This is a genomic window from Pseudoxanthomonas sp. PXM03, assembly GCF_014852005.1.
Classification (GTDB): domain Bacteria; phylum Pseudomonadota; class Gammaproteobacteria; order Xanthomonadales; family Xanthomonadaceae; genus Pseudoxanthomonas_A.
The window spans coordinates 714001-727258 of sequence record NZ_JACVAU010000001.1 but is presented as its reverse complement, the minus strand read 5'-3'; the positions used below and the strand labels follow the sequence as shown (position 1 = coordinate 727258).

Annotated in this window: 14 protein-coding genes; 7 read left to right on the top strand and 7 right to left on the bottom strand. The window is 68.0% G+C overall.

All coding sequences use genetic code 11. The features are described from left to right. Window positions 1-14 precede the first annotated feature (14 nt). Window positions 15-857 (bottom strand): thioredoxin fold domain-containing protein, encoded by an 843-nt coding sequence (locus tag IB223_RS03300; protein ID WP_192200236.1) that lies wholly within the window; start codon window positions 855-857, stop codon window positions 15-17. Window positions 858-964: 107 nt separating this feature from the next. Continuing rightward, window positions 965-1918 carry a site-specific tyrosine recombinase XerD gene (xerD, locus tag IB223_RS03295; protein WP_192200235.1) on the bottom strand — a complete coding sequence of 318 codons (954 nt, stop codon included), beginning with the start codon at window positions 1916-1918 and terminating at the stop codon, window positions 965-967. Window positions 1919-2245: 327 nt separating this feature from the next. On the opposite strand from xerD, the gene IB223_RS03290 reads away from it, so the two are divergent. Continuing rightward, window positions 2246-2716 carry an RDD family protein gene (locus IB223_RS03290; RefSeq protein WP_192200234.1) on the top strand — a complete coding sequence of 157 codons (471 nt, stop codon included), beginning with the start codon at window positions 2246-2248 and terminating at the stop codon, window positions 2714-2716. Window positions 2717-2723: 7 nt separating this feature from the next. Here the strand turns inward: IB223_RS03290 and lptG are convergent, their stop codons facing one another. Then, window positions 2724-3827: an LPS export ABC transporter permease LptG gene (gene lptG, locus IB223_RS03285; protein WP_192200233.1), complete on the bottom strand. Its 1104-nt coding sequence runs from the start codon at window positions 3825-3827 to the stop codon at window positions 2724-2726. Beyond that, entirely contained in the window at window positions 3824-4903 is a 1080-nt protein-coding gene (gene lptF, locus IB223_RS03280) for an LPS export ABC transporter permease LptF (protein ID WP_192200232.1), read from the bottom strand. Before lptF ends, lptG begins: the two co-directional genes overlap by 4 nt. 129 nt (window positions 4904-5032) lie before the next feature. Here lptF and IB223_RS03275 point away from each other — a divergent pair, with 129 nt between their 5' ends. From IB223_RS03275 to IB223_RS03260, 4 genes are all read left to right on the top strand, one after another. Next, window positions 5033-6505, top strand: a complete 1473-nt coding sequence (locus IB223_RS03275) for a leucyl aminopeptidase (RefSeq protein WP_192200231.1) — start codon at window positions 5033-5035, stop codon at window positions 6503-6505. A gap of 22 nt (window positions 6506-6527) precedes the next feature. Continuing rightward, window positions 6528-6950, top strand: coding sequence for a DNA polymerase III subunit chi (locus IB223_RS03270; RefSeq protein ID WP_192200230.1), 423 nt, complete (start codon window positions 6528-6530; stop codon window positions 6948-6950). A 126-nt stretch (window positions 6951-7076) separates the two neighbouring features. Further along, window positions 7077-10025 (top strand): valine--tRNA ligase, encoded by a 2949-nt coding sequence (locus tag IB223_RS03265; RefSeq protein ID WP_192200229.1) that lies wholly within the window; start codon window positions 7077-7079, stop codon window positions 10023-10025. Between the two features lie 35 nt (window positions 10026-10060). Next, complete coding sequence (locus IB223_RS03260; RefSeq protein ID WP_192201230.1) at window positions 10061-10489, top strand: isoprenylcysteine carboxylmethyltransferase family protein; 429 nt, start codon at window positions 10061-10063, stop codon at window positions 10487-10489. Between the two features lie 248 nt (window positions 10490-10737). On the opposite strand, the gene rimI is transcribed toward IB223_RS03260, so the two are convergent. From rimI to pssA, 3 genes are read right to left on the bottom strand one after another with little or no spacing between them, the layout of a single operon-like run. Next, window positions 10738-11193: a ribosomal protein S18-alanine N-acetyltransferase gene (gene rimI, locus IB223_RS03255; protein WP_192201229.1), complete on the bottom strand. Its 456-nt coding sequence runs from the start codon at window positions 11191-11193 to the stop codon at window positions 10738-10740. A gap of 50 nt (window positions 11194-11243) precedes the next feature. Then, entirely contained in the window at window positions 11244-11681 is a 438-nt protein-coding gene (locus IB223_RS03250) for an alanine acetyltransferase (protein WP_192200228.1), read from the bottom strand. Next, entirely contained in the window at window positions 11678-12457 is a 780-nt protein-coding gene (gene pssA, locus IB223_RS03245) for a CDP-diacylglycerol--serine O-phosphatidyltransferase (protein WP_192200227.1), read from the bottom strand. The genes IB223_RS03250 and pssA overlap by 4 nt, the downstream gene beginning before the upstream one ends. A 92-nt stretch (window positions 12458-12549) precedes the next feature. Between pssA and IB223_RS03240 the strand changes: the two genes are divergently transcribed. Both IB223_RS03240 and IB223_RS03235 read left to right on the top strand, forming a co-directional pair. Next, complete coding sequence (locus IB223_RS03240; protein ID WP_192200226.1) at window positions 12550-12945, top strand: DUF4124 domain-containing protein; 396 nt, start codon at window positions 12550-12552, stop codon at window positions 12943-12945. A gap of 8 nt (window positions 12946-12953) precedes the next feature. After that, window positions 12954-13241 (top strand): DUF4124 domain-containing protein, encoded by a 288-nt coding sequence (locus IB223_RS03235; protein ID WP_192200225.1) that lies wholly within the window; start codon window positions 12954-12956, stop codon window positions 13239-13241. Window positions 13242-13258: the final 17 nt, after the last annotated feature.

Below are 13258 nucleotides of genomic sequence, written 5' to 3'. Positions count from 1 at the left end.
CCGGCTTCGGGATGTCACAGGGCGCCGGCAGCGGCGGCTGGCGCCGCCTTGGCGGCCAACTCGTCCAGCCTGGCCTTCAAGGCGGCCGGCGGCAGGTAGCCGCCCAGTTGGACGCCTTCGGCCGAATAGATCGCCGGGGTGCCACTGACGCCGATGCGCTGGCCGACGTCGAATTCCATCGTCACAGGATTCTTGCAGTCGCGCGAGGGGATCGACTTGCCGGCCTTGGCGTCGGTGAGCGCGCGCTTGCGATCGGGCGCGCACCAGACCGAGATCATGTCCTTGTGGTCCTGGCTGCCCAGGCCCATGCGCGGGAACGCCAGGTATTCCACCGCGATGCCGAGACGGTTGAGCTCGCCCACTTCGCCGTGCAGCTTGCGGCAATAGCCGCATTCGATGTCGGTGAACACGGTGACCGTGTACTTGGCGTTCGGCGGTGCGAACACGATGCGTTCGGCGTGCGGGATGGTCGCGATCAGCTTGCTGCGGTAGCCGGCGAGCGCCGGGCTGGTCTGCATCAGGTCCTGCTGCTGGTCCAGGTCCAGAACGGTGCCCTGCATCAGGTAGCGTCCGTCGTCACTGATGTAGAGCAACTGGCCGCCCGCGATCACCTCGCGGAAACCCGGCAACGGTGCGGCGCCGACGTATTCCACTTTCGCCTGCGGGTTGAGCTGGGCGATCGCGGAACGGGCACGTGCGTCGGGGGTGGCGCCCACGCCTGCCTTGATCTGGCGCACGGCCGCCTGCGGGGCGGCGGGCGCGGCCGCGGCACCGTCCTGCACGGGCGGCTGGGGGGCCTGCGCACAGGCGGTCAGGCTCAGGGCACCCAGAAGGGCGGCGGTCATCAGGCGAGGCATCAAGGGCATCCGGGTATGCCGCAGTGCGGCTGGGTGGCAGGAACAGACGGGGATTCTGGCACACGGCGCCGCGCAGGCGGCTTAACCGCCCGCCAGCGTGACCCGCGTCATGCCCGCGGATGATGCCGGCCGTGCAGTTGCTTGAGGTGTTCGCGAGCGACCAGGGTGTAGATCTGCGTGGTCGACAGCGAACTGTGGCCCAGCAGCATCTGCAGCGCGCGCAGGTCGGCGCCCCGGTTGAGCAGGTGGGTCGCGAAGCTGTGCCGCAGCCCGTGAGGACTGATCCGGACCGGATCGATGCCGGCCAGCGCCGCGTAACGCTTCACCAGCCCCCAGAACTGCTGCCGGGTCGGCGGTTCAGCGCCCGCGCCCACGAACAGGAAGGGCGTGCTGCGCTTGCCGGCCAAGACGGCGCGCGCCTGTGCCAGGTAGGTTTCCAGCCAGTGCTGCGACTCCTCGCCCAAGGGCACCAGCCGGTCCTTGCTGCCCTTGCCGGTGACCCTCAATACGCCCTGCCGCAGGTTCACCGCCGTCGCAGGCAGCGTGACGAGTTCGCTGACCCGCAGGCCTGCGGCGTACATCAGTTCGAGCATCGCGCGGTCGCGCAGGCCCAGCGGCGTGGCGGTGTCGGGCGCGGCCAGCAGCGCGTCGATCTCGGTTTCGGCCAGGGCCTTGGGCAACGAGCGCGGCAGGCGCGGCGGATCGAGCAGCGCAGTGGGGTCGTCCGCACGTTCGCCCCGGCGCAACCGCTGCGCGTAGAACGCGCGCAGGGCCGACAGCAGCCGCGCGTTGCTGTGTGGCGAATAGCCTTCGCGCGTACGCCACGCCAGGTAATCAAACAGCGCCGCGCGATCCGCGGCGGCCAGTCCGCCTGCACGTCCGTTCCGCCAGCGCGCGAAGCCTTCCAGGTCGCGCCGATAGCTGTCCAGCGAAGGCTTCGCCAAGCCGTTCTCGGCCCAGATCACGTCGAGGAATGCCGCGATGGCGTCGGCGTCGGCGTCGGGGACGGGCGGCAGGGCGTTCGCCTGCTGGCGGCGTTCGGCGGGCGTGCGGGCAGTCATGCGGCAAGCTTAGGCGATGCATATCCCTCTTGTGGGAGCGACGTCAGTCGCCAGAGGCCCGCGATTACAGGAATGAACGCAGACAGCCTTTCCCGGCGTAGCCATGGAGGTCTGGATCACTCCGTTAACAGGTGCCCCCGGATATCGTTCGTGGCGAGCCTGTCGAACCGCGCTTTCCACGGGAGAGCAGGCTGTCGTGACCTGTCGATGCGGCGCAAAGTGCATGGTTCGACAGGCTCACCACGAGCGGGATCATTTGTCCGGAGTTGTCTGAGGGAACGTCGCTCCCCCAATGGGCGGCTGGGCCTTAGCCGGTATCCTGTCGCGATGACGCATCCCGCCCCCCTCCCCGGAAAACCCCGCGCCCTGATCGGCTGGCGCCTGCTCGCGCTGCTCTACGACTTCTGGCCCGTGCTGGCGCTGTGGATCGCCGTCGCGGTCCCGTTCGTACTGATCGACGTGGTGGCCAGCGGCAATGTCCGCCACAACATCCCGCCCTTCAGCCCGTTGTGGTGGCTGCTCTGGATCTGCTGCTGGGTTGTTACCGGCGTGTACGCCACGTGGAGCTGGCAACGCGGCGGGCAGACGCTCGGCATGCGGCCCTGGCGGCTGAAAGTGGTCACCCCCGCAGGGGATGCGCCGACACGCGCGGCATTGTGGCGTCGTTACACGCTGGCGACGGTCTCGACGCTGGCGGCGGGATTGGGGTTCTGGTGGGCGTGGCTGGATCGCGAACGCCTGACCTTCCACGACCGCTACAGCGGCACGCGGATGGTGCGATTGCCGAAGCGCGCCTGACGGCGCGTCAGCGGCTTCTCTGCCGGAACATCAGCCAGGAGATGCCGAGCAGGGCGAAGGGTGGAACCGCGTAGGCGATGCGGTAGTCCAGCCGGAACGCACCGGCCAGGCGCACGAACATGGTCTGCAGCACCCAGAAGCCGACCGCGAACACGATGCCGAGGAACAGCCGCTTGCCCATGCCGCCGCTGCGCAGGCTGCCGAAGGCGAACGGGATGGCGGCAAGGCACAGCGCCAGCACGTTGAGCGGATAGAACCAGCGGGCCCAGTACTGGTCTTCGTAATCGCGCGCGTCCAGCCCGTTGCGCTTGCGGTAGTCGATGTTCTGGCTCAGCTCATGGCTGGGCATGTTGCGTGCACGCACCAGGCTGGACGACAGCACCGAGGCGTCCAGTTCCGACTCCCAGCGCTCGCCCAGCACGGTGACCTGGGTGGCGGAGCGTTCGTTGAAGGTGGTGCGGCGCACGTTCTTCAGCAGCCAGTAGCCGTCCAGGTGTTCGGCGATGGCGGCATGTGCGATGGAGGCGAGTCGGCCGTCGTCCGCCAGTTCGTACATGCGCACGTCGCGCAGCTGCAGCGACACCTTGCCGCCGCCCTGGTCCTTCTCTTCGCCGCTCTGCGCGTACAGGAAGGTGTTGCCTTCGCGCGCCCACAGGCCGGAGTAGCGGTCCATCGCAACGTTGCCTGTACGCGCGCTCATCTTCAGCACGTCGGCCTGGCGCTGGCCCCACGGGCCCAGCGTCTCGCCGCTGAACACCATCAGGGCGGTCAGGATGGCCAGCGCCGCTGCCACCGAAATGCTCAGGCGGCGCCGCGACAGGCCCAGCGCACGCAGCGCGGTCAGTTCGGAGCTGGCCGCCAGCTGGCCCAGGCCCATCAGCGAACCGATCACGGCCGCCGTGGGAAACATCGTGTAGGCCCGGCGTGGCACGGTGTACAGCACCCAGGCCACGGCATGGCCGAAGGTGTAGTTGCCCGTCCCCAGGTCGCCGATTTCGCCGGACAGCGCCATCACCACGTCCAGTCCCACCAGCACCGCCCAGGTCAGCAGTACGGTGACCAGCACGACCTGGCCCACGTAGGTGTCATGCAGACGGGGGATCAGCCTCATGCCACCCTCCGCTTGCGCGACAGTTGGCCGTCACGCAGGTAGAACCAGATGGCCGCCGCGAGCAGCGGCAGCGTCAACCACCACAGGCCGGCCATGCCCGGCAACTTGCCGTCGGCCAGCAACTGGGTGCCATTGAACATCAGGCTGATGCCCACGAGGTAGGCAAGGAACCCCAGCATCACGCGCCCATATCTCGCCTGTCGCGGCGAACTCCTGGACAGCGGCAGGGTCAGCAGGGCGAACGCCAGCGCCAGCAGCGGCGGGGTGAGACGGGCATGGACCTGCGCATTCGCATCCGGGCGCGGATCGGACAGCAGCTGCGGCGTCGGCAGGAGTTCCGGATCGTCCTTGTCCATCGTGTCGGCCCGGTCCGGCAGCGCGACCTCGTTCGCCTTGTAGCGGATCAGGCGGTAATCCAGCCCCGGGCCATCCGGCCCTTCGACGCGGAAACCGTCGTCCAGGCGCAGGTAACGGTTGCGCTCGCCTTCGAAGAACATCTGCCCGGATTTCGCCGTCACCACGTCGATACGGCCCTCGTCCGAGCGGTGCATGAACACCTTGCTCAGGCCCGTGCCGTCCGGGGACAACGCGCTCACGTAAACCACGGCGCCACTGGACATGACAGTGAACTTGCCCGCATCCAGCCCCGAGACGACCAGGCTGCGGTTGGCGTGGTCCAGCATGTCCTGCGCGGTGCGCAGCGCCCATGGCCCCAGCCACAGCGAACACAGGCCCACCACCGCCACCACCGGTATCACCAGCATCAGCAGCGGGCGCAACAGGCGGCGCGGGCCGATGCCGGCCGCGGTCAGGACCGCCATTTCCGAGTCCCGGTACAGGCGCGAGAACGCCAGCAGCAGGCCCAGCATCAACGCCAGCGGGATGATGTAGGGCATGTAGTTGAGGAATTGCAGCCCCAGCTGGGACAGCAGCAACCGCGCCGGCACCTTGCCGTCCGCCACATCGCCCAGCAGATCGGCCATCACGCCGCCCACGCTGACCATCAGCAGGATGATGAGGGTGGCCAGGAAGCTCTGGGTGAATTCCCGGAAGAGGTAGCGGTCCAGCTTCGGCATCAGGGGGGCTTGATTTACAATCTCGGGCTTGTGCGCCGCATCGATGGCGGCAGTCTCTGCGGTCCGGGATGGCGTCAGCCACCTTCATCCGGCCTGCGATTGTACGTAACTGAACCGGGAATCTGATCAATGACGCTGGAATTCACCCTGAACCACGAAGCCCCCGCCCAGGCCGGCGTCGATTGCATCGTGGTAGGCGCCTACGCCGACAAGAGCCTGACCGCCGCCGCGCAGGCCGTGGACGCGGCCAGCGGCGGCAAGCTGTCGGCGCTGGTGCAGCGGGGGGACATCGGCGGCAAGACCGGCAAGACCACGCTGCTGCACGACCTGCCCGGCGTGACCGCACCGCGCGTGCTGGTCGTCGGCCTGGGCGAGGCCGCCAAGTTCGGCGTACCGCAGTACCTCAAGGCCGCCGGCGATGCCGCCCGCGCCCTGAAGGTCGGACCGGTGCGCAGCGCGCTGTTCACCCTGTCCGACGTGGACGTGAAGGACCGCGACGCCGCGTGGAAGATCCGCCAGGCCGTCATCGCCCTCGACCACGCCTGCTACCGCTATACCGCCACGCTCGGCAAGAAGAAGGCCGACGACGCCGGCCTGGCCCAGCTCGCCATCCGTGGCGACGACGCCCAGGCGCTCGCGCAGGGCGTGGCGATCGCCGCCGGCGTGCAGTTCACCCGCGAGCTGGGCAACCTGCCGCCGAACATCTGCACTCCCGCGTATCTGGCCGAGCAGTCGCAGACGTTCGCCGCCGACAACGGCGCCGAATGCGAAGTGCTGGAGGAGGCGCAGATGGACGCGCTGGGCATGGGCTCGCTGCTGGCCGTCGCCCGCGGCTCGGTCAACCGCCCCCGCCTGATCGTGCTCAAGTGGAATGGCGCGGCCGCCGACGCCAAGCCCTACGTGCTGGTCGGCAAGGGCATCACCTTCGACACCGGCGGCGTCAACCTGAAGACCCAGGGCGGCATCGAGGAAATGAAGTACGACATGCTGGGCGCGGGCAGCGTGCTGGGCACCTTCGTCGCCACGGTGAAGATGAAGCTGCCGGTGAACCTGGTGGTGGTGGTGCCGGCGGTGGAGAACGCCATCGACGGCAATGCGTACCGTCCCTCCGACGTCATCACCAGCATGTCCGGCAAGACGATCGAAGTGGGCAACACCGACGCCGAAGGCCGCCTGATCCTGTGCGACGCGCTGACCTACGCCGAACGCTTCAAGCCCGAAGCCCTGGTCGACGTGGCCACGCTGACCGGCGCCTGCATCGTGGCGCTGGGCCGCTACGCCAGCGGCCTGATGAGCAAGCACGACGACCTCAGCAACGAACTGCTGGGCGCCGGCGAGACCGTGTTCGACCGTGCCTGGCGCCTGCCGTTGTGGGACGAGTACCAGACGCAGCTGGAATCCAGCTTCGCAGACGTCTACAACATCGGCGGCCGCTGGGCCGGCGCGATCACCGCCGGCTGCTTCCTGGCCCGCTTCACCGAAGGCCAGCGCTGGGCGCACCTGGACATCGCCGGCGTGGCCAACGACGAAGGCAAGCGCGGCATGGCTACCGGTCGCCCGGTCGGCCTGCTGAGCCAGTGGCTGCTGGACCGCGTCGCCTGACCGGCGACGCTGCCCCTACGCCATGGCCCGTGCCGACTTCTATCTGATCGCCAAGCCGCGCTTTCTCGAGGAACCCCTCAAGCTGGTGTGCGAGCTGGTGCGCAAGGCCTACGACAGCAACCAGTGGACCCTGATCCTCGCGCGCGACGCCGCGCAGGCGGAGGAGCTGGACGAGCTGTTGTGGGAGTTCGATCCCGATGCGTACATCCCGCACCAGATCGCCGGGGACGAAGAGGACGAGCTGACGCCCGTGCTGATCGCCACGCCCGACATCGACGTGCCGGCGCGCGCGCTGGTCATCAACCTGCGCGACGACGCGTTCGCCGGCGCCTGCGAACGCGTACTGGAAGTCGTACCGGCCGACCCGTCCGCGCGCGAGCCGTTGCGCGAGCGCTGGAAGCAGTACAAGGCGCGCGGCTTTGAAGTGAACAAGCACGACATGTAACCACGCTCCCTTCCCCCGCCTGCGGGGGAAGGTGCCCGAAGGGCGGATGGGGGCGACGCCGCGCGCTCCCCCACCCCAACCCTCCCCCGCATGCGGGGGAGGGGGCTCATCTCCGACACCGACACCATGACCGACCTCGCCTCCAGCTACGACCCGAAATCCTTCGAATCCCGCCTGTACGCGCAGTGGGAAGCCGCCGGCTACTTCAAGCCCAGCGGCGAAGGCAAGCCGTACACGGTGCTGCTGCCACCACCGAACGTCACCGGCACGCTGCACATGGGCCACGCGTTCCAGCACACGCTGATGGACGCGCTGGTGCGCTACCACCGCATGCGCGGCTACGACACGTTGTGGCAGATGGGTACCGACCATGCCGGCATCGCGACGGAAATGGTGGTCAGCCGCAACCTGGCACTGGAAGGCAAGGGCGAAACGCGCGATTCGCTGGGCCGCGACGGTTTCATCGCCAAGGTGTGGGAGTGGAAGGCGCAGTCCGGCGACACCATCGAGCGGCAGATGCGCCGCATGGGCGCGTCGGGCGACTGGTCGCGCAGCACGTTCACCATGGACGAGGATGCATCGAAGGCGGTCATCGAGGCCTTCGTGCGCTGGCACGAGCAGGGCCTTATCTACCGCGGCCAGCGCCTGGTCAACTGGGATCCGGTGCTGAAGACCGCGATCTCCGACTTGGAAGTGGAGAACGTCGAGGAAGACGGTTTCCTGTGGTCGATCGAATACCCGCTTGCCGACGGCAGCGGTTCGCTGACCGTGGCCACGACACGCCCGGAAACCATGCTCGGCGACACCGCAGTGATGGTGCATCCGGAAGACGAGCGCTACGCGCACCTGATCGGCAAGACGGTGAAGCTGCCGCTGACCGACCGCGAGATTCCCGTCATCGCCGACGACTACGTCGACCGCGAGTTCGGCACGGGCGTGGTGAAGGTCACGCCGGCGCACGACTTCAACGATTATCAGGTCTGGCAACGGCATGTCGAAAGCGGCGTTTTTGACGAGCTTCCGAGTCGCGGATTGATCAACATTCTTACTCCGACTGCGCGCATTGTCGGCACCGCTGCGGATGATGTGGATAGCGCATCGGCGCTCGCGAAAACAGCAGTCGATGCAGTCGAGAAATCGCTGGCTAACCTGCCTATCGCCGACACGATTCCAGCCAAGTATCGCGGCCTGGACCGCTACGAAGCACGCAAGGTCGTGCTCGCAGACCTCGAAGACCTGGGACTGCTGGTCGAGACCAAGCCGCACAAGCTGCAGGTGCCGCGCGGCGACCGCACCAACCAGGTGATCGAGCCCTACCTGACCGACCAGTGGTTCGTGAAGATGGACGGGCTGGCGAAGCGCGGTCTCGAACTCGTGGAGTCGGGCGAAGTGAAGTTCGTCCCGCCGAACTGGATCAACACCTACCGCCACTGGATGGAAAACATCCAGGACTGGTGCATCAGCCGCCAGCTCTGGTGGGGCCACCGCATCCCGGCGTGGTTCGATGGCGCCGGCAACTGCTATGTCGGCCGTGATGAAGCCGAGGCGCGCGCGAAGGCCGGCCTGTCCGCCGACATCGCACTCACGCAGGACAGCGACGTGCTGGAGACCTGGTTCTCCTCGCAGCTGTGGCCGTTCAGCACGATGGGCTGGCCGGATGCGGACGCGATGAAGGCGCGCGGTTTCGACCGCTACCTGCCGTCGTCGGTGCTGATCACCGGTTTCGACATCATCTTCTTCTGGGTGGCGCGCATGATCATGGCCACCGACAGCTTCGTCGGCCAGGTGCCGTTCCGCGATGTCTACATGACCGGCCTGATCCGCGACAAGGACGGCCAGAAGATGTCCAAGTCGAAGGGCAACGTGCTCGATCCGCTCGACATCATCGACGGCATCTCCATCGAGGACCTGGTCCTGAAGCGCACAACGGGCCTGATGAAGCCCAAGGATGCACCGAAGATCGAGAAGGCCACGCGCAAGGAGTTCCCCGACGGCATCGTGCCGCACGGCGCCGATGCACTGCGCTTCACCATTGCCGCGCTGGCAACGCATGGCCGCGACATCAAGTTCGACATGGGACGCGCCGAGGGCTACAAGAATTTCTGCAACAAGCTGTGGAACGCCACGCGCTTCGTGCTGATGAATACCGAGGGCTTTGTTGTAGGAGGAGCTTCAGCTCCGACCGCATCGGCCTCGGACACAGTCGGGGCTGAAGCCCCTCCTACACTCGCGCCAGTCACTGATGCCGAGAAGTGGATCCTGTCGCGCCTGGCCAGGGTCACCGCCGAGGTCGAAACCCAGTTCGCCGCCTACCGCTTCGACCTGCTGGCGCAAGCGCTGTACGAGTTCGCATGGAACGAGTTCTGCGACTGGTTCGTCGAACTGGCCAAGCCAGCCCTCAATGGCAATGACAAGGAAGCGGCCGACAGCACGCGCCACACGCTGCTGTACGTGCTGGAATCGCTGCTGCGCCTGTTGCACCCGCTGACCCCGTTCGTCACCGAGGAGCTGTGGCAGCAGGTCGCGCCGAAGCTGGGCATCGACGGTGGCACGGTCTCGCTGCGGCCCTACCCGGCCGCCGCCGACTTCGCCGGCCAGGACTATGCGCAGGCCGATGCGGACGTGGAATGGCTGAAGACGATGGTGTCCACGCTGCGCCGCGTGCGCAGCGAACTCAACGTCTCGCCCGCGAAGACCATCCGCCTGCTCTTGCAGGATGGTGGCGACAACGACCGCACGCGCATCACGCGCTTCGCCTCGTCGCTGTCGTTCCTGCTGAAGCTGGACGACATCGCCTGGCTCGACGTCGGCGCCGATGCGCCCGCCTCCGCTGCCGCGATGGTGGGTGAACTGAAACTGCTGGTGCCGCTGGATGGCCTGGTCGACCTTGACGCCGAGCGTACCCGCCTGGACAAGGAAATCGCCCGCGTCGCGGGCGAGAAGGACAAGAGCGAAGCCAAGCTGGCCAAGTTCACCGACAAGGTGCCACCAGCGGTGGTCGAGCAGGAGCGTCAGCGCCTGGTCGACTGGAGCAACCAGCTCGCTGCCCTGCACGGCCAGCGCGCGAAGCTCTGAGCCGGCTGGAGACCCGCGTTCCGCCCCCGGTGGTGATGGTGCTGAGTGGCGCCATCGCCTGGGGGATCGCGTACGCGGTGCCTGCGGGGATCATTGCCCTGCCGTCATCGCTGCGCCTGATGCTGGTCGCGTCGCTCGCAGGACTCGGTCTGCTGTTCAACCTGTGGCCGAAGCTCGCTTTCGGCCGGGCCGGCACGACGGTGAACCCACTTCGCCCGGCATCGTCACGGGTACTGGTAATCACCGGACTGCATCGCCTCTCGCGCAATCCGATGTACCTGGGACACGCGCTGCTGCTGATCGCCTGGGCCTGCTGGCTGCGACAACCCGCCGCGTCGGTGGGTGCACCGTTGTACATGGCGTATGTCACCCGATACCAGATCCTGCCGGAGGAGCGTGCGCTTTCAGCGACGTTCGGGACCGCGTACGAGGCGTATCGGGCCCGTGTGCGGCGCTGGCTTTAGCGCCCAACTTTAGCGCCCAGGGAACTGCGCACTGGGTCCGATCGTCGCCGTCATCCCAGCGAACGCCGGGATCCACGTTGACGTTGCCGTTGTCTCTTCAGCACAGCCAGAAGCGAGATGGATTCCCGTGTTCGCGGGAATGACGGACACAGACTGCGTCCACTGCATTTCATCATCCCGCCGACTTTCGCCGGGATGACGGTTGGGTTGTCTTGCGGTGGCGGCACGGCGGCGGGCCGGGGCCCGCCCTACAACGGCGGCATCGTGGTGATGTCGTCCGCCACCAGCTCGATCGCCATCACCAGCGCATCCTCGCGGCCGTCGCGGGCCGGGTAGTAGCGCGGGCGGCGGCCGATCTCGTTGAAGCCTTCGCTGTGGTAGAGCGTGATGGCACCGGGGTTGGATGGACGGACTTCCAGGAACACGCGCTGCACGCGCAGGTCGCGGGCGATTTTCACCAGCGCGCGCAGCAGATGGCGGCCCAGTCCGCGGCCCTGGCGCTCGGGGGCGATGCAGATGTTCAGCACGTGCGCCTCATCGGCGGCGATGCTGAGCAATCCGTAGCCGATCACCATGCCGTGCTCCGTCATCACCCAGGAGGGGTAGCCCGCCTTCAGGCAGTCGCGGAAGATGCCGCGTGTCCACGGGAAGGGATAGGCGCGCTGTTCGATCGCCATCACGGCGTCAAGGTCGCCCTCGCGCATCGGGCGCAGGCTGGAGGCGGACGCCGGTGACGCTTCGGCGCCCCGCGCGCTCACGCGGAGGCTCCGCGCCGCAGCCGCCTCAGGGCGGGCCACAACGCGCGCTTGGCGGCCGGATTGCCACGCAGCTCCGCAGAACTGGGCCACTGGGCGAACAGTTCCGCAGCACCGGGCGCATTGGGATTGCAGCCCGAGGCGCGGATCAGCGCGAAGTGCAGGCGGTCCGGCAGCCGCGATCCGGGCGCTCGCGGCGCTGGTGCCTGGCGCACGGGCGGGGGGGCGTCGACGGCCTCACGCGCAGGCGGACGCGCACGCACGGCAGCGGGCGGAGGAGCATCGGGCGCGATACGGGCAGGCGGCGTTTCCACGGCCTGCGCGACAGCAGCACCGGCTTCCGTCGGCCAATCCGCTGGCAGGTACACCGTATGGCCCAACGCGCGCAGCCAACCCTGCTGCTCGGCCGACCACAACCGGTCCGCCGCGAGCGTCATGCAGCGGCATCCTTCTGCCGGCGCACGCGCTGCCACAGCCAGTAGCCCGGACCGGACAAGGCATACACCACGCCCACCGCCAACAGTGTGCGCGGCAGGTCGATGAACAGGATCGCCAACGCCAGCGGCACCAGCGCCAGCACGACGAACGGGATGCGGTCGGCCTTCGCCCCGCCTTCGCCCGTTCCCTTGAAACTCCAGAACCGGATGCGGCTGACCATCAACAGCGCCGCCACCAGGGTCACGCCGAGGGCCACATAGCGCAGCTCCTCGCCCGTCCAGCCCAGTTCGCCATCGGCGAAGGCCCAGACGAAGGACATCATCAGTCCCGCCGCCGCCGGACTGGCCAGGCCGACGAACCAGCGCTTGTCGACCGTGCCGACCTGCGTGTTGAAACGGGCCAGCCGCAGCGCCGCGCAAGCCGCATAGAGGAACGCGACCACCCAGCCCACGCGCCCCATCACGCCGCCGTCGAACTTCAGCGCCGCCAACGACCAGTGGTACATCACCAGCGACGGCGCCAGGCCGAAGCTGACCAGGTCGGCCAGCGAGTCGTACTGCACGCCGAATTCGCTGCTGGTGCCGGTCAACCGCGCCACGCGGCCGTCGATGCCGTCCATCAGGCCCGCCACGAATACCGCGATGGCGGCGTTCACGAACTGACCGTTGGCCGCGGCGATGATCGCGAAGAAGCCGGCAAACAGGCCCGCCGTGGTGAACAGGTTGGGCAACAGGTAAATCCCGCGGGAGCGCGGGGGCGGCTTGATTTCGTTCATGGGTCGCAGTTTAGCCCAGCGGTCCGCCACCCGGCTTGCCTGCGCGGCCCCGGGGTGCTGCAATCGCGGTTCCCGTGATCCCGGAGCCTCCCATGCGCCTCCTGCCCTGCCTGTCCGTGCTGGCGCTCTGCCTAGCGACCGCCTCCACTGCGCAGGCCCAGCAGGTCTACCAGTGGAAGGACAAGAACGGCGTGACCCACTATTCGGACAGCCCGCCGCCGAACCAGACCGTGCAGAACCGGCGCATCAACCAATACGGTGCTCCGGCGCCCGATGCGCAGCCCGCCGGCAAGCCGGTCGAGAATCCGCAGTGCACCACCGCGCGCATGAACCTGCAGGTCCTGGCGACCAGCAAGGGCCCCGTGCAGCAGGACACCGATGGCGACGGCAAGGCGGATACCACGCTTGACGACACCGGGCGCGCCAACCAGCAGAGCCTGGCCGAAGCCGCCGTGAAGGCCTACTGCAAGCCTGCCGCCGGAGCCTGATTCGTTCCATGCGCGCCTGGCTGGCCATCGTGGCGGGCGTAGGGCTGGGCGTGGGCGTCGCCTGGTGGCTGGCCCGCGAATCACCGGATGCCGGATCACGCAAGCAGGCCCGCGCGGACCAGGCGGCCGCTGCCCAGGCCCGCGACGCCCGCCCCTCGCTGTATCGCTGGCGCGACGACGCCGGCGTGCTGCAGATCACCGAGCAGCCGCCGAAGGACCGCCGCTTCGAGCGCATCGATCGCGAAGTCCCGACCGGCATCCACGTAAGCGGGGACGCGGCGACCGACGCGGATTGACCCGCCGCCGCCCCGGG